11 protein-coding genes are annotated in these 15,934 nt (G+C 71.9%); 6 read left to right on the top strand and 5 right to left on the bottom strand.

Going from position 1 to position 15,934, the window contains the following annotated elements; translation table 11 throughout:
* The first annotated feature begins 11 nt into the window (after window positions 1-11).
* Window positions 12-1,436, top strand: coding sequence for a YncE family protein (locus O0S08_RS43250; RefSeq protein WP_269035384.1), 1,425 nt, complete (start codon window positions 12-14; stop codon window positions 1,434-1,436).
* 5 nt (window positions 1,437-1,441) lie between these two features.
* Here the strand turns inward: O0S08_RS43250 and O0S08_RS43245 are convergent, their stop codons facing one another.
* The 3 genes from O0S08_RS43245 to O0S08_RS43235 all read right to left on the bottom strand — a co-directional run bounded on the left by O0S08_RS43245 (window position 1,442) and on the right by O0S08_RS43235 (window position 5,729).
* On the bottom strand, window positions 1,442-2,371 hold the full coding sequence (locus O0S08_RS43245; RefSeq protein ID WP_269035383.1) for a serine/threonine protein kinase: 930 nt from the start codon (window positions 2,369-2,371) through the stop codon (window positions 1,442-1,444).
* Between the two features lie 250 nt (window positions 2,372-2,621).
* On the bottom strand, window positions 2,622-5,006 hold the full coding sequence (gene lon, locus O0S08_RS43240) for an endopeptidase La (RefSeq protein ID WP_269035382.1): 2,385 nt from the start codon (window positions 5,004-5,006) through the stop codon (window positions 2,622-2,624).
* 84 nt (window positions 5,007-5,090) lie between these two features.
* Window positions 5,091-5,729 (bottom strand): TetR/AcrR family transcriptional regulator, encoded by a 639-nt coding sequence (locus O0S08_RS43235; RefSeq protein WP_269035381.1) that lies wholly within the window; start codon window positions 5,727-5,729, stop codon window positions 5,091-5,093.
* Window positions 5,730-5,905: 176 nt separating this feature from the next.
* On the opposite strand from O0S08_RS43235, the gene O0S08_RS43230 reads away from it, so the two are divergent.
* The 3 genes from O0S08_RS43230 to priA are packed head-to-tail and all read left to right on the top strand — an operon-like array spanning window position 5,906 to window position 9,498.
* Window positions 5,906-6,283: a hypothetical protein gene (locus O0S08_RS43230; RefSeq protein ID WP_269035380.1), complete on the top strand. Its 378-nt coding sequence runs from the start codon at window positions 5,906-5,908 to the stop codon at window positions 6,281-6,283.
* Window positions 6,284-6,343: 60 nt separating this feature from the next.
* The gene (locus O0S08_RS43225; protein WP_269035379.1) at window positions 6,344-6,946 is read left to right on the top strand and encodes a hypothetical protein; all 603 of its coding nucleotides are present in this window, start codon (window positions 6,344-6,346) and stop codon (window positions 6,944-6,946) included.
* Complete coding sequence (gene priA, locus O0S08_RS43220; protein WP_269035378.1) at window positions 6,943-9,498, top strand: replication restart helicase PriA; 2,556 nt, start codon at window positions 6,943-6,945, stop codon at window positions 9,496-9,498. Before O0S08_RS43225 ends, priA begins: the two co-directional genes overlap by 4 nt.
* A gap of 227 nt (window positions 9,499-9,725) precedes the next feature.
* On the opposite strand, the gene O0S08_RS43215 is transcribed toward priA, so the two are convergent.
* Window positions 9,726-10,415 (bottom strand): dienelactone hydrolase family protein, encoded by a 690-nt coding sequence (locus tag O0S08_RS43215; protein WP_269035377.1) that lies wholly within the window; start codon window positions 10,413-10,415, stop codon window positions 9,726-9,728.
* Window positions 10,416-10,513: 98 nt separating this feature from the next.
* On the bottom strand, window positions 10,514-10,984 hold the full coding sequence (locus tag O0S08_RS43210; protein WP_269035376.1) for a DUF2147 domain-containing protein: 471 nt from the start codon (window positions 10,982-10,984) through the stop codon (window positions 10,514-10,516).
* 178 nt (window positions 10,985-11,162) lie between these two features.
* Here O0S08_RS43210 and O0S08_RS43205 point away from each other — a divergent pair, with 178 nt between their 5' ends.
* Together O0S08_RS43205 and fmt are read left to right on the top strand one after the other, a co-directional pair.
* The gene (locus O0S08_RS43205) at window positions 11,163-14,906 is read left to right on the top strand and encodes a hypothetical protein (protein ID WP_269035375.1); all 3,744 of its coding nucleotides are present in this window, start codon (window positions 11,163-11,165) and stop codon (window positions 14,904-14,906) included.
* Window positions 14,903-15,874: a methionyl-tRNA formyltransferase gene (fmt, locus tag O0S08_RS43200; RefSeq protein WP_269035374.1), complete on the top strand. Its 972-nt coding sequence runs from the start codon at window positions 14,903-14,905 to the stop codon at window positions 15,872-15,874. The genes O0S08_RS43205 and fmt overlap by 4 nt, the downstream gene beginning before the upstream one ends.
* Window positions 15,875-15,934 lie beyond the last annotated feature (60 nt).

The following is a 15,934-nucleotide window of genomic DNA, read 5'->3' as shown; positions in this document are numbered from 1 at the left end:
CCGCTCCTCGGATGCCGCGCGTCTCTCACCGCTGCTGCGCCGCCGCGCTGTTGCTGCTGGCGACCTGCGGCCGCGGCGAGCCCGAGCCGGCCGACCTGCAGGCGCTGCGGCTGCCGACCGGCGCGCTGCTCTCGCCCGACGGCTCGTGGCTGTTCGTCACCAACAGCAACCTCGACCTCGGCGTCAAGAGCAGCACGCTCGTCGTCCTCAACCTGCGCGCGCTCGACCAGGCGTTCGCCGGACCGCCGGGGCCGGCCGACGCCGAGCTCAGCGCGGCCGAGCCTTGCCGTGTCTCCGAGGCCATGTCCGAAGAGCCAGGTGCGAAAGGCCAGGAGATCGTCGAGTGTGACGAGCGCTACTTCATCCAGCGCGCGCACTCGGTCCGGCTGACCAGCGGCGCCGGCAACATCGCCCTCGACCGGCCGATCGGCGACGAGGGGCCGTGGCGGCTGCTGGTGCCGTCGAGCCTCGAGGCGCGCGCGGTGACGTGGATCGACGTTGTGCGCGAGGCCGGCGGCATCGAGGTCGACTGCGGGCAGGACGCCGAGGGCGAGTGCGACGCGGCGCATTCGCTGCAGCGGCTCGGCAACGACCCGGAGGCGCCGCGCCTGCCGTCCGACCCGGCGCGGATCTTCGTCGACCGCGAGGGCTTTCGCTTCGCTTACCTGCCGCACCTGCTCGGCGCTCGCATGACGCTCATCGCCCTCGACGCCGAGTACGGGCCGAAGATCACCGACATCACCGAGGCCAACGAGAACTTCTTCGCCACCGAGCCGCTCGGCAAGGGCGTGCTCGCGGGCGGGTTCGCGGTCGACCAGCGCGCGTGCGACCCGAAGGACGCGCCGCCGAGCACCGAGGGCTGCACGCGTCCGCTGCTCTACGCCTCGCACCGCTTCTGGCCCGGCGTGCGCCTGTTCAGCGTCGAGACCGGGCGCGACACTCTGGTGCGCTTCGGCAATCACTGGTTGCTCGGGGTCAACCCGTACGCCGCCGGCGACCGCCCGTTCATGGGCGAGATCGAGTTCCTCGACCCGGAGGTCGGCGACCGCCTGCTCGCGGTCCACACCACGCCGCCGTCGCTGTCGCTGGTCGACACCAGCCCGGACGCGTCGGGCGAGCCGCTCAACGACCCGATCGACAGCGTCTCGCTGTGTCACAACCCGAACTTGCTGGCGATCCACCGGCCGAAGCAGGGCGAGGCGATCGCGTTCGTCAGCTGCTACTCCGACGACGAGGTCGCCGCCGTCGCGCTCGGCTCGTTCAGCGTGATCGCCACCATCCCGGTCGACGACGGGCCCAACGAGTTGGTCGTCGACGAGGCCCGGCGCAAGCTGTACGTCGTGCACACGCTCGCCAGCACGATCGGCGTCGTCGAGCTCGACAGCGCCTCGCCGCGGCGGCTGCAGATGATCCGCCGGATCGGCCTCGGCGGCTGAGCCGCTCAGGTCTTATTAAAAATCTTGCGCATCCAGATGCCGAGCTGGTCGCCGCGGTAGCGCAGCTGGTGCGTGAACGCGAACTCGCGCAGCGCCTCCGCCAGGGCTGCCGCCGAGGGGTAGCGGTCGTCGAGCCCGCGGGCCAGCGAGCGCAGCAGGATCTGCTCGAGCGGCCCCGGGATCGCTGGGTTGACCTCGCTCGGCCGGGGCACCTTGCACTGGCGCACGCTCTCGAACGTCTCGATGTCGCTGTCGCGGCGGAACAGGCGGCGGCCGGTCAGCAGCTCGAAGAACACGATGCCGAGCGCGAACACGTCGCTGCGGGCGTCGAGCGGCGCACCGCGGACCTGCTCGGGCGACATGTACGCGAGCTTGCCCTTGATGACGCCGGCCTGCGTCTGCACCGACGAGCTGGTCGCCTTGGCCAGGCCGAAGTCGATCAACTTCACCTCGCCCTCGTACGAGATCAGGATGTTGGGCGGGCTGATGTCGCGGTGGATGATGTTGAGCAGCTTGCCGTCGTCGCTCTTCTTGTTGTGGGCGTAGTCGAGGCCTTCGGCGCAGCGGGTGATGATGTAGCAGGCCTGTGCGAGGGGGAGCGCCTTGCCTGCCTTTTGGTGCAGGTCGAGCAAGGCTCCGACGTCGCGGCCCTCGACGTACTCGAGCGCGATGTAGAAGGCGTCGTCCTGGCGACCGAGCTGGTAGATCTGGGCGATGTTGCCGTGCTGCAGCTGCACCGCCAGCTTCGCCTCCGCCTGGAACATGGCGATGAAGTTGGGGTCGCGGGCGATGTGCGGCAGGATCCGCTTGATCGCCACCAGGCGCTCGAAGCTGTCGGCGCCGGTCAGCTTGGCCTTGTACACCTCGGCCATGCCGCCGGCGCTGATACGCTCGAGCACCTCGTAGGGACCGATCTTGTCAGGGGCCGTGGCCAACGCGGTGATTCTCGGCCCACGGGTCCGAGTTCGTCAAATCGCCGCGAGGCGCGGGCTCGCTCCGAGTCAGGTGATTGTCACGGGCAGGTCGACGACCGGAGGCCGGGCGGCCACGGGCACCCGCGCCCGCCTGCGCCGGTCACGCTGCTTCCTTAAAATAAACAGGATCCGCGCCGTGTGGTGCGGATCCCCGGGTCGGGCGCGCGGCGGTCAGCGGCGATGCGTCGTCGGCCGCGGGCGCCCGCTCGTCTCAGGCCTCGGCGCGCGGGCTGTCCGCGGCGAGGTTCTCGGGCGGCAGGACGGCCGGTTCGAGCGCGGCGTCGAGCACCTGCCGCATGTCCTCGGCGAAGATGAACTCGATCTGCTGCCGCACGTCCTCGGGCACGTCCTCGATGTCGCGGGCGTTGCGGTGCGGAAGCACCACCCGCTTGATGCCGGCCCGATGGGCGGCCAGGACCTTGGACTTGATCCCGCCGACCGGGAGGACGCGACCGCGGAGGGTGCATTCGCCGGTCATGGCCGTGTCGTTGCGGACGCGGCGGCCGGTCAGCAGCGAGGTCAGGGCCGTGAACATGGTGACGCCTGCGGACGGGCCGTCCTTGGGTACGGCGCCGGCGGGGACGTGGATGTGCAGGTCCTGGCGGTCGAGGAAGTTGACGTCGACCCCGAGCTGGTTGGCGTTGCTGCGGACGTAGGTGAGGGCGGCGCGGGCGGACTCCTTCATGACGTCGCCGAGCTGGCCGGTGATCTCGAGGCTGCCCTTGCCGGGCATCCGTGAGGTCTCGACGAACAGGATGTCGCCGCCGACCGGGGTCCAGGCCAGGCCGGTCGCCACGCCGGGGACGGCGGTGCGCTCGGCGACTTCGCTCTGGAACTTGGGCTTGCCGAGGTACTTGTGGAGGTCGGCCGCGTCGATGTGCAGCCGCGGCGACTTGCCCTCGTCGGCCCGCGCGATCTCCAGGGTCAGCGCGCGGCACAGCTTGGTCAGCTCGCGCCCGAGCTGGCGCACCCCGGCCTCACGCGTGTAGTCGCGGATGATCGTCTTGATCGAGTCGTCGGTGACCGTCAGCGTGCCGGCCGCGATCGCGTGGTCCTTGATCTGCTTGGGCAGCAGGTGGTCCTTGGCGATGTGCAGCTTCTCCTCGAGGGTGTAGCCGCTGAGCTCGATGACCTCGAGGCGGTCGCGGAGCGGGGCGGAGATCGTGTCGAGGCTGTTGGCGGTGCAGATGAAGAGCACCTCCGACAGGTCGAACGGCAGCTCGAGGTAGTGGTCGGTGAAGGTCCGGTTCTGCTCGGGGTCGAGGACCTCGAGCAGCGCCGCGTCGGGCGAGCCCATCCAGCTGTTGCCGAGCTTGTCGATCTCGTCGAGCAGGACGACCGGGTTCTTCTTGCCGGCCTTCTTCAGCGCGTGGAGCAGTCGACCGGGCAGCGCGCCGACGTAGGTGCGCCGGTGGCCGCGGATCTCCGCCTCGTCGCGCACGCCGCCGAGGGCGATCCGCACGAACGGACGGCCGGTGGCGTCGGCGATCGACTGGCCCAGCGAGGTCTTGCCGACTCCGGGAGGACCAGCGAGGCACAGCAAGGTCGCGCGGGTGTTGCCCGAGACCTTGAGCACCGCCATGTGCTCCAAGATCCGCTTCTTGACCTCCTCGAGGCCGAAGTGGTCGGCGTCGAGCTTCCTGGCGATCGCGTCGATCTCGAGCGTGCCCGAGGCGCGCTTGTTCCACGGCAGGTCGGCGATCCACTCGAGGTAGGTGCGGATCACGCCGAACTCCGCGTGGGCGTTGTTCATCGCCTCGAGGCGGGCGAGCTCGCGGTCGGCGACCTTGCGGGCCTCGTCGGGCAAGCCGGCGTCGTCGAGCCGCTCGCGCAGGGCCTGGAGGTCGTCGGACTTGGGCTCCTCGCCGAGCTCCTTCTGGATCGCGCGCAGCTGCTGGCGGAGCAGGACCTCGCGCTGGCTGCTGTGGAGGCCGCGACGGACCTCGGAGTCGATCTTGTGCTTGAGCTCCGCGAGGGTGATGGCCTCGTCGAGCAGGCGCGAGACCAGGCGCAGGCGCTCGCTCACGTCGCGGGTGAGCAGCACCTGGACCTCCTTGTCGGTGTCGAGGCTCAGCGCCGCGGCCACGCGGTCGGCGAGCAGGCCGGGATCGTCGCCGCGGCCGAGCAGCTCGATCCACTGACCGAAGCTCGAAGACATGTCGGGCGCGATCTCCTGCAGCTTCTCGCGCATGCGCGAGCCGAGAGCGCCGGCGAGCAACTTCGCCTCGGTGGGGTCGGCGTTCTCGTCGTGGAGGTGCTCGACCTCGGCGGTCCAGTAAGGCTTGCCGTGCAGGATCGTCTTGAGCGAGAAGCGACCGAGGCCCTCGAGTACGACCTGATAGTTGCGCTCGCCCGTGCGCCGCACCTGGCGGACGCGGGCGTACGTGCCGACCGGCTGGAGATCGGCGAGCTCGGGATCGACCATGCGAGCGTCGCGCTGGACGGCGATGCCCACGATCGCGTCTTGCCCGACGGCCTCGATCATGGCGATCGAGCGGGCGCGACCGACCGGGACGGTGATGACTGTGCCAGGGAAGAGGACGCCGTTGCGCAGGGGCAGCAGCGGGATCACAGACGGATACTCTGGGTGGCTCATCTCGGTTCCTTTCGCTCCCCGCGGCTAAGCCTGCAGGGGTCGCAGATGACGGTTGAACCGAACTTAAAACCGTTCAACTCGCCGTCAACTGCGGGGCCGGGGATCGGCGCGGCAGAGCCCGTGGACGAGGAGTTGATGCAGGGCCGTGACCTCACGCTCGAGCTCGTCGGGTGCACGACCGAAGAGGAGCGGAGGTACGAACGCGACGAACGCCTGCAGCAACGTCGCGGCGGTGGCGGGCGCGTCCTTGATCGCGAACTCGCCCGCGTCCTCACCTGCTTGCAGGAGCTCGGCGATGATCTCGCGCTCGCGTCGATGGTAGATCTCCTTCGCCTCGCGAATGGCCGGGCACGCGTGACAGTGCACGAGCTCCGCGGCGTGCGCGCCGCGCTCGGAGAGGGCGAGGAAGGCCCGTGTTCGCGCCACGAGCGCCGCTTGCAGACGGTGGGCGTAGAGCTTCTTGGGCGCGTTGGCGGCGCCGCGGATCGCCGCCAGCACGGCCTCGTGTCGGCGATGCGAGAGCTCGACCCAGATGGCGTCCTTGGCCTCGAACTCGAGATAGACCGAGCCGACGCTGACGCCTGCCTCGCGGGCGATCTCGGCGACCGTGGTCTTGGCGTGGCCGTAGTGGTGGAGCAGTCGCTCGGCGGCGTCGAGGATTTGCGCGCGCCTCGGGTTGCCGAGGTCTGCCTGCGCCGCAGGGCGCGTCGCGGACTGAGCCATGACGAACCCAGTACATCATTCATCGTTTGAAAACACAAACGTGCGCGCGGGCAGTTCCGCTCGGTGATCCGATCGAGGTCATGCGGGCGCTATACGCCGGCATTGCAGCGGCTGCTCGTGAATAGCACCCTGCACCCCCGGGTCTGAACGCCCCCGAAATCGCACGAGGAATTTCCATGTCGATCCGCCCCCATCTGTCCCTGCTCGCTGGTTTGATGATTGTGTCCGCCCCCGCCACCACCTTCGCCGATTCGGCCGGCTCACTCGGCAACGTCGACGCCGTGACCGTGTACGAGAGCAGCAGCGACGACTACGCGATGGCCAACGGCGTGCTGACAGTGCGCGAGAAGTCCGGAACCAAGCGCGACTACAAGTGGGGCGGGTCGCTGTGTCCGGGTCGTAACGTGAGCTCGGAGTCGATCAGGATGCTGTTCGACGCGCTCCAGTCGACGCAGACCATCGAGATCGTGCCGTCCTACAAGGTCGGCAACGGCGCCACCCGCTGCCTCACCGGCTTCAAGCTGTCCTTCGATCGGCCCACGGCCGGCGGCTGAGCCGCTGAACTTCATCTGGTTCTTGGCGCGCGGGCGCAGGCGCGCTAAAAGCCTCGCGCCGTGGACCTCGACGCCACCACCCCGCCGAGCCGCGCTCGCGTCGCGCTGGCCTGGCGGGTCGGTCTGCGGCCGAGGTCTTCGCGTCTCGTCCCGGCGCTGGTGTGCCTGACGCTCGCGGCCGCGATCCCGCGCCAGCTCGATCCGACGCTGGCGTCGGCGTTGCGGTCGGCGTGGTCGGGTGACGGCCTATATGGCCTTGGGGACATGTCTTTTTCGACATGGCCCATGGTTCTTGGCGCAGTCGCCGTGCTGGTGACGATCGCCACGGCGGCGAGCGGTTCGCTCGGCTGGGTCGAGGGCGCTCGCTCTCGGCTCGGCCGGGTCGGTGCGGTTCGGTCGGGCGTGGGTTCGGCGGTGGTCGCGGTGGCGGTGCTGGTCGTGCTGGCGCTGGCCGTGCGTGGGGTGATCGCGGGCGCGGCGCGCGGGGTCGCGGCCGGCGAGGCGAGCCTCGTGACGCTGTGGGTGGAGTGGTTGCGGCGCGTGCTGCTGGCGGCCGGTTGCGTGTCGCTGGTGGCGGCGGTGCTCGAGCTGGCGCTGATGCGCGCGGCGCTGCACCGGGCGCTGTACCAGACGCGACGCGAGGCGAAGGAGAGTTCGCGGTGAGCGAGCGGCTGGTGTCGGTGGCGCTGCCGGTCGCGCTCGATCGCGGGTTCACGTACGCGGTGCCGACGTCGTGGCCGAGCGCGCCGGAGCCGGGGGCGCGCGTGCTGGTGCCGTTCGCCAACCGTGGCCTGGTGGGAGTGGTGCGCGCGGCCCCGGCGGAGCGACTCGACGGGGCGCGGGTCAAGTTGCTCGAGGAGGTGCTCGACCCGCCGGGCGCCCCGTCGTTGACGCCGGAGCTGGCGCGCCTGTGCGAGTGGGTGGCCGACTACTATGTGGCGCCGGTCGGCGAGGTCTACCGCCTGGCGCTGCCGGGCTTGCTGACGGGGCATGATGTCCGAAGGGCCATGTTGTCGGAGGCAGGTGCGCGCGCGCTGGCGGCCGCGCGCGAGGTGGTGTTGCAGCCGGTCGACGACGCGGGGCTGCCGACGGCGGCGGAGCAGCGGGTGCTGGCGGCGCTGGCGGCGGCGCCCGGGAGCGAGCTGGCGGTGGAGCGGCTCATCGATCTGAGGCCGCGCATCCCGGGCGTGCTGCGGCTGCTCGGAGACCTCGCGGCGAAGGAGCTGTGCACGATCTCGTGGGAGGACGCCGGCGGCGAGGGAGCGCGCGTGGAGGCCCATTACCGCCGCACGGACTACCTGCGCGGGGCGGCCACCGCGGAGGAGACGCTGCGCGAGCACATCGGTCGCAGCAAGCAGCGACGAGCGCTGCTCGACCTGCTCGAAGGGGCAGGTTCGTGGGTGGCCGCGGGCGAGCTGCGCGGGCCGTTCCCCGGCTACAAGAAGCTGCTCGAGCCGCTGACCGCGGCCGGGCTGGTGGCGGTCGAGGAGCGGCTGCGGGCGCTCGACCCGTTCGCGGCGGGGTCGGTGGAGCCGTCGCTGCCGCAGGCGCCGACGGCCGATCAGGCGGCGGCGCTGGCGACGCTGCGCGGGGACCTCGAGGCGGGCAAGTTCGCGGCGTCGCTGCTGCACGGGGTGACCGGCAGCGGCAAGACGGAGGTGTACCTGCAACTGATCGCGGACGCGCGGGCGCGCGGCGGCGGAGCGATCGTGCTGGTGCCGGAGATCGCCCTGACGCCGCAGCTGTCGGATCGCTTCCGGGCGCGCTTCGGCGAGACGGTGGCGGTGCTCCACAGCGGGCTGACGCCGCGCCAGCGTCTCGACGCGTGGCAGCAGATCCGCATGGGCGCGCGGCCGATCGTGATCGGCGCCCGCTCGGCAGTGTTCGCGCCGGTGCCCGACCTCAAGGTGATCGTGGTCGACGAGGAGCACGACGGGTCGTTCAAGCAAGAAGAAGGGGTCCGCTACAGCGCGCGCGACGTGGCGCTGGTGCGGGCCCGCGACGCGTCGGCGGTGGCGGTGCTCGGCAGCGCGACGCCGGCGCTCGAGACGTACGAGTCGGCGCGCGCGGGGCGGCTCCGGTGGTTGCGCATGACGACGCGGCCGACGACGCGGCCGCTGCCCGAGGTGGAGCTCATCTCGCTCGCGGTGCACCGGCCCGATCCGGAGACGCTCTTGACGGGCCGCATGCGTACGGCGCTGGTGGAGACGGTGGCGGCGGGCGAGCAGGCGATCGTGTTCCTCAACCGCCGCGGCTTCGCGACCACGCTGATCTGCGACCACTGCGGCGCGCTGCATCACTGCCCCGACTGCAGCGCGCCGGCGATGACGTATCACCTCGGGCGCAACCGCTTGATGTGTCACTGGTGCGGGTACATCGAGGCGCCGCCGGAGCGCTGCGTGGAGTGCGGCGAGGGCGAGCTGCTCCACGGCAACGCGGGGACGGAGCGGATCGAGCTGGCGCTCGCGAAGGACGTGCCCGGAGCGCGCGTGCTGCGGCTCGACCGCGACACGAGCCGCGGCAAGGGCCTGCTCGAGACGCTCTCGGCGTTCCGTCGCCGCGAGGCGGACATCCTGGTGGGGACGCAGATGCTGTCGAAGGGCCACGACTTCCCCGGGGTGACGCTGGTGGGGATCCTCCAGGGCGATCACGGGCTCGGGTTGCCGGACATCCGCGCTTCGGAGCGGACGTTCCAGCTGCTGACGCAGGTGGCCGGCCGAGCGGGCCGCGGGGACAGGCCGGGCCGCGTGCTGATCCAGGCCTACGGGGTCAACAACCCGGCGATCGCGTTCGCCGCCCAGCACGACTTCGAGGCGTTCGCGGCGTGGGAGCTCGAGAAGCGGCGCGAGCTGCACAACCCCCCGTTCGGCCACCTGGCGCTGGTGCGGATCTCGGGGCCCGACCAGGTCGCGGTGCAGCGACGCGCAGAGGAGCTGGCCGTGGTGATCCGCGCGGCCGCGGAGGAGGTGCGGCGCAAGCACGCGGAAGATCCCGGCAGCGCCGAGGCGCCGCCGCCGGTGCAGCTGCTCGGGCCGAAGGCGTCGCTGATCGAGCGGGTGAATCGACGCGTCCGCTGGCAGATGCTCATCCGCGCGAGCAGCCGGCCTCCCCTCCGCTGGCTGCTCCGCCAGCTGCGGCCGCGCCTCGGCGATGCCGGCAGCGGCGAGTTCAAGACGATGGCCAACGTCGATGTCGACCCGCAGTCGCTGCTGTGAGCGACGCGGCGCGGCGTCGAGTTGCCAGCGGTGCGTGGAGGGCGTTCGGGGCTGCGGCCGCCGGAGGTTGATGAAGCGACAGATGGCTCGAAGAGCGTCGACCCGTCCGATCGGTCAGCTGTCCTTGAGGCCAGGTCGAAGCGGCAAGCGGTGCGGAGAGGGACGCTTGCCTTGTCGCGGAGGGACTGATGAGCTCGCTCGAGAGGCGGTCTTGCAGACCTGTCCAATCAGGCAGCTTGCTGGGGGCCGCCGAGGTGGCGGTGGAAGAAGTCGAGCGAGCGGCGCCACGACTCGGCGGCCGCGACCGGCTCATAAACCTCGGGGCGGGCGTCGTTGAAGAAGGCGTGATGGGCGCTGTAGCGGTACAGCTCGTACTCGGTGGTGCCGGCGCGCAGCTTGTCCTCGAGGGCGCGGACGACGTCGGGGGTGCACCAGTCGTCGAACTCGGCGAAGTGGGCCTGCAGCGGGGCGAGCAGGCGGCTCGGGTCGGCGCCGGCGCCGGGGACGCCGTAGTAGCAGACGCCGGCGGCGAAGCCGGGGACGTTGCAGATCGAGGCGAGGGCGAGGGCGCCGCCGAGGCAGAAGCCGATGATGCCGATCCTGGCCGAAGAGTCCTGTCCCTTGAGATAGGCGAGCGCGCCGGCGATGTCGGCCAGCGCCTGGCCGAAGTCGAGGCCGTTCATGAGGTGCTTGGCCTCGTCGGCGACGGCGGTGGCGCGGCCGCGGTAGAGGTCGGGGATGAGGACGCGGTAGCCGGCGTCGGCGAGGCGCTGACCGACGCGGCGGATCTGGTCGTTGATGCCCCACCACTCTTGAATCAGGACGACGCCCGGTGCGCCGTCGTCTGCGGAGAACAGCACCCCGGGGGCGTCCTGTCCGTCGGGGCGGGTGAAGCTGATCGCTCGGCCGTGTTCCATGGCGACCATGGTATGAGCCGCGCCCTATCGCGACAAAGGCCGCGAATTGCGGCCCCGGAACGGCAGGCGCGACCGGCGGTGCGCGCCCGAACGCGAGATTACTGGCGGATCCAGGTCTGGGTGCGGAAGAACGGGCCGAGGTAGCCGCGGACCTTGAGCTTGCGACCGCCCTCCTCGAGCCAGATCTTGCAGCGGTAGGTCTTGTTCTTCTGCGGGTCGAAGATCTTGCCGCCGCTCCACTCGCCGTCGTCGGCCGACAGGCCCCACATGACCACCATGCCCTCGATGGGCTTGTTGTGATCCTCGCCCTCGCACTGATCGCACAGGGCGCCGGGCTTGAGGAGGAGGCGCTCGACGCGGCCGTAGATCTTGCCGTCGACCTCGTAGATCTTGACGACGGACTTCGTCTCGCCCGTCTCGTCGTCGATCGTCTTCCAGCTCCCGACCGGTGAATCGCTGTCGGAGAAGAAGGCGTAGGCGGTCGCTGAAGCGGACATGACCGCGGCCAACAGCGCGGCGAACACGAATTTCAGCGGGCGCAGGGACGTGCGAGCGGACTTGAAGTGCATGGCGAGATCCTGGCTGATTTGGTCGGTTGCGGGAAGGTGACAGCGGGGAGACGCTCGCTGGGCGCGCCGCTTCACGCACCCTGGAAGAAATTGCCGCGCCGGACCGCCCGTTTCCGGGGTGCGTCGCCGCGCATAAGGACTGGAGTACACTCCCGTCGCCGTGGGTCCGGAGATCCTCATGACGGGCGACCGTGCCCACCGGGGCGAGCTGGTCCCTCGGGTGCAAGACCTCGGCTACACGGTGGTGCCCGTGCGCGAGCGAGAGCTGGTGCTGCGCGCGGCGCAAACCCCCAGCCCCGCGGCGGTCATCGTCTGCCTCGGCTCCGCGGATGCGAGCGGTCTGGTGCAGGCGCTGCGGCAACGACCGGAGACGACGGGCATCCCGGTGCTGCTCTACGGCCGCCTGCAGGGCGAGACGCGTGACCTGGCCGCGGTGCTCGAGCTCGGGGCCGACCGCTTCCTCGAGGCGCCCGTCGACGAGGCGGAGCTCAAGTCGGCTCTGGTCGAGCTCGCTGGCCCGCCCGAGGGCGCGGTGCGAACGGAGATTCGCGAGGCATCGCCGGCTCCTCGCCCCGTTCGCGCCGACCCGGTCCTCAGTCGTCTGCATCACACGCTCGAGGTGCTGGCGGCCCGGCTCGAGACTCGAGAGGAGTCGGCCGACGGTCATCGTGACGGCATCGATCTCGAGGCGATGGGCCTGGACGCCGTTCCCGACGTCGACCCCGAGCACGACAGCGGCGAGCTCGAGCTGCTCCGCGAGCCGACGCAGCGGTTGCCCTCGACAGCCGAATCGCAGATCGGTCGTCGGGCGACCCGAAGCGAGCTCACGTTTTCGCGCGAAGGGGAGATCTCGCCGGAGTCGGGCTCGCAGGCGCCTGCAGAGGCCCACAGCGAGCATACCGCGTCGGTCGCCACCGCGGCTCGCGAGGACGTTCGCAAGGATCGCGCGAGCCGCTGGGGCGAGTCGCGGCCGGAGCCGCGCACGGTCGCGGAGAATCATCTGTCTGAAGGAGCATGGCCGAAGCGACAGGAAGACTCGGCCCGGGCAGACGCGCCGGAGGCGGAGGCGACGACGCGGCGGCAGGGGAGGGCGGCTCGGTCCGGCGAGGACGCCGAGCTGGCGCAAGAGACAGGTCCCGAGCGGGGCTCGTGGGGCCGGCGAGGCGGACAGACGGAGGAGCTGGCGCAAGAGACAGGTCCTGAGCGGGGCTCGTGGGGCCGGCGAGGCGGACAGACGGAGGAGCTGGCGCGAGGGACAGGTCCCGAGCGGGGCGCGTGGGGCCGGCGAGGCGGACAGGCGGAGGAGCTGGCGCAAGGGACAGGTCTCGAGCGCAGCGAGCGGACGGTCGAGCTTGCGCGTGAGCGGCCGCGACGGCCGACTTCGCAGACGCAGGGCGCGGCGATGGAGCGGAGTGAGGGGCGCCCGGCGCCGCCTCGCGGCTTGGGGTCGCGCGACGAACACCCGAGGTCCGAGGCGCAGCCTGCACCGGCCGAGGAAACCCGCGGGAGCCGCCGTGTGGGCCGGTTCGTCGTCGACGGCGAAGGGACGACGAAGCTGCCGACCGGGGGACCGCACGGCGATCGCTCGAGCACGAGGCCCGAGTTCGCGCGGCCGGGGCGCGAGGACGAGGCGAGTGGAGATCGTCGCGTGGGCCGATTCGCCGTCGAGGGCGCCATCGTGCCGCCTTCGGTCTCGCGATCGTCGGAGCTCACGCGTGGCGGAGCAGTGGAGGAAGGCGAGCGCCTGTCACGAGGGCCAGGTTCGCCTGGCGCCAGCCTTCGACCGGGGCGGTTTGCGGGGGGCGAGGACGACGGGTCGTCTCGAGAGACGGGGCCGGGCCGGTTCGCGGGGGGCGAGGACAAGGGTCTGTCTCGGGGGACAGGTACGGAGCGGCTCGCGGCGGAGGACGTGGGGGAGTCCGCTGCCACCGACGCGGAGCGGGTCGGGCCGCGGGAGGCGAGCCCGGCGCGCGCGGGACGGTTCGAGGTCGGGCTGGTGCGACCGGGTCGATTCAAAGTGGAGGCCCAGGGCGCTCCTCGGGGCGCTGCGGGGCGGTTCGCGGGGCGTGTCGACGAGGACGAGCCCCGCGGGACGAGCGCGGGACAGGCGGGCCGGCTCGTGGGGCCGGAAGATGAGCTGTCTCGAGGGACAGTCGCGACCCGAGCGGGCAAGTCGCGAGCGGAGGACGAGCGGCTGGCCCAAGGGTCAGGCGGGACTCCGTCGGGCGAGGACCTCGGCGCAGGACGGGCAGGCCGGTTCGCGGGGCCGAATGATGAGCTGTCTCGAGGGACAGGTGGGCCACGGGTGGGCAGGTCGCGCGCGGGGGACGAGCGGCTGGCTCAAGGGGCAGGTGTGACTCCGTCGCGCGAGGACCCGGGCGCCGCGAGACGGGCCGGCCGGTTCGCGGAGCACGTCGACGAGGACGAGCGTCGCGGGACGAGCGCGGGACGGGCGGGCCGGTTCGTGGGTCCGGACGATGCGTTGCCGCGAGGGACAGGCGTGGCCTCCGCGGGTCGGTCGCGGGCGGAGGAGGGCGACCTTCCGGCTCGAGGGACAGGTGCGCCTCCGGCGGGCGAGGACCTCCAGGGCGAGGGCGCCGAGGCGGGTGGACGCGCAGCGGACGAGACGACGCTGGTGTTGCCCGCCCGCCACTGGTCGCGGCGACCGCCCGAGCGCGCCCGGGAGCGCGACGTGCCAGTGCGCGCCGAGGCGGGAGAGACATGGCCTCGGGGACATGTCCTTCGGGGCGCGGAGCTGACGCCCGGCGAGGTGCCGGGCCGGCACGGCGGACGGGAGGCGACCGAGGAGCTGGCCCATGGGACAGGTTCGCCGGGAGCGTCGCGGGCGCCGGGCGGGCCCGCGCGGGTCGCTGGACAGGAACCTCGGCTGTCCCCGGGGACAGTCGAGGCCGAGGCGCCGCTCGCCGGGGCCCAGGCCCGCGGCGAGTCCGACGCGCCGGCGCTGCTGGCGGAGCTGCGACGCGAGCGGTTCACGGGCGGCCTGCGGGTGGCCGCGAGCGGCGCGCCGGAGCGGCGGCTGTGGTGGTCGGAGGGACAGGTGATCGGAGGCGCGAGCGCGGCCGGCAGCGAGTCCGTGCTCGGTCGTCTGGCCGCGCGCGGGCTGTTGAGCCCGACGCACCTCGAGCTGGCCGCGCGCTGGGGGACCGGCGAGCCGCGGCGCGACGTCGAACGACTCGCGCAGTCGGGATTGATCAAACCGCAGGAGATGCGCGAGGCGCTGCGCGAGCCGGTGCGGCGGATCGTCGAGCGGATCGCCGAGAGCGGGACCCTGGCCTGGGGCCTCTACCCGGGGGAGACGCCGACGGTCGCGGTCGAGCTCGGCGTGCCCCTGGCGGCGATGATCGCCGGCGGGGTCCAGCGCGGAACGACGCTGTCGCAGCTGCGCGTGGCGGTCGACGACGAGCGCAAGCCGCGGCTGGCGTTCGCGGGGCCGGAGGCGCTGGCGGCGGAGCTGCGCTGGCCGGCAGTGATGGCCGTGACCGAGCGCTTCGACGGGCAGACCCGCGTCGGCGAGCTCGTCGCGGCCGCGGTCGCCGATGAGGCAGTGATTCGCGGGGTGGTGTACGTGCTCGAGCTGCTCGGGCACCTGGCGCCGGAGATCGACGACCCGGCGGCGACCTTGACCGCGCTCGACCGTCAGCGCGTGCGCGAGCGCCTGCGACTGGCGCGCGAGAGCGACTACTTCGCGCTGCTCGGTCTGTCGCGCGAGGCGTCGCGGGCCGAGGTGCTGCGCGCCCACGCCGACCTGACGGCGACGTTCTGCGAGAGCCTCGAGCCCGATAGTCGGGTCGAGTTGGCAGAGGAGATCGAGGAGCTGCTGGCGGCCCTCGACGAGGCGCGCGACGTGCTCTCCGACGACGCGCTACACAGCGCCTATCTGGCGCAGATCGGGGCGTCGTGAGCGGATCTTCGCGGCTTCGTGCGGTGTTCATGGGCTCGCCGGACTTTGCGGTGCCGAGCCTCGAGGCGGTCGCTCGCACGTGCGAGCTGGTGCTGGCGGTGACGCAGCCGGACAAGCCGGCGGGGCGCGGCCGCAAGCTGCTGCCGCCAGCGGTCAAGGAGGCGGCGCAGCGGCTCGGGGTGCCGGTCAGCCAGCCGGTGAAGGTCCGCGACGGCACCCTGGCGGCGCAGCTGCAGGCGCTGGAACCGGACGTGATCGTGGTGACTGCGTACGGGCGGATCTTGCCGCGGCCGATCCTCGAGGTGCCGCGCCACGGCTGCATCAACGTCCACGCGTCGCTGCTGCCGCGCTGGCGCGGGGCAGCGCCGATCCAGCGCGCGGTGCTGGCCGGCGATCGCGAGACCGGGGTCGCCATCATGCAGATGGAGGAGGGGCTCGACACCGGGCCGGTGTTCCGCGAGGCGCGGACGCCGATCGAGCCGGAGGAGACGAGCGGCGAGCTGTTCCTCCGCCTGGCGACGCTCGGTGGCGACCTGCTGGCGGCCTTCCTCGGCGAGTTCCCGGAGGTGCCGCCGCCGACGCCGCAAGACCCGTCGCTGGCGACGCTGGCGCCGATGCTGCGCAAGGAAGAAGGGGTGGTCGATTGGACATGGTCTTCGGGACATGTCATCGACCACGTGCGCGGGATGGACCCGTGGCCGGCCGCGGTCACCGGGCGCGAGGGACTTTTTATTAAACTCTACCGGGCAGGGCCGTCGTCGCTGGCCCGGCCGGACGGCGCGAGGCCCGGCGAGGTGCTGGCGGTCGACCGCGCCGGCTTGCACGTGGCCTGCGGCGAAGGGGTGGTGCGGATCGCCGAGGTCCAGGCCGCCGGGGCCAAGCGCATGCCAGCCCAGGCCTTCGCCGCCGGCAAACCCTTTAAAAGGGGGGAAGGGTTCTCGGCGCCGCCGCGCGCCGAGACGGAGTAGCGCCGGGACGCGTGCCGAGAGTGCGAGCTCGCGGCGCGGGGCCAGGTCGTTGGAGCGGGG

The sequence above is a fragment of the Nannocystis punicea genome, assembly GCF_026965555.1.
In the GTDB taxonomy this organism is placed as follows: domain Bacteria; phylum Myxococcota_A; class Polyangia; order Nannocystales; family Nannocystaceae; genus Nannocystis; species Nannocystis punicea.
The sequence above is the reverse complement of the archived record's forward strand: the minus strand, read 5'-3'. Positions and strand labels throughout refer to the sequence as shown.

Coding starts and splice junctions, on each gene's coding strand:
- O0S08_RS43250 (WP_269035384.1), top strand. CDS start 12: ATGCCGCGCGTCTCTCACCGCTGCTGCGCCGCCGCGCTGTTGCTGCTG.
- lon (WP_269035382.1), bottom strand. CDS start 5,006: ATGAGCCACCCAGAGTATCCGTCTGTGATCCCGCTGCTGCCCCTGCGC.
- O0S08_RS43235 (WP_269035381.1), bottom strand. CDS start 5,729: ATGGCTCAGTCCGCGACGCGCCCTGCGGCGCAGGCAGACCTCGGCAAC.
- O0S08_RS43230 (WP_269035380.1), top strand. CDS start 5,906: ATGTCGATCCGCCCCCATCTGTCCCTGCTCGCTGGTTTGATGATTGTG.
- O0S08_RS43215 (WP_269035377.1), bottom strand. CDS start 10,415: ATGGAACACGGCCGAGCGATCAGCTTCACCCGCCCCGACGGACAGGAC.
- O0S08_RS43210 (WP_269035376.1), bottom strand. CDS start 10,984: ATGCACTTCAAGTCCGCTCGCACGTCCCTGCGCCCGCTGAAATTCGTG.
- O0S08_RS43205 (WP_269035375.1), top strand. CDS start 11,163: ATGACGGGCGACCGTGCCCACCGGGGCGAGCTGGTCCCTCGGGTGCAA.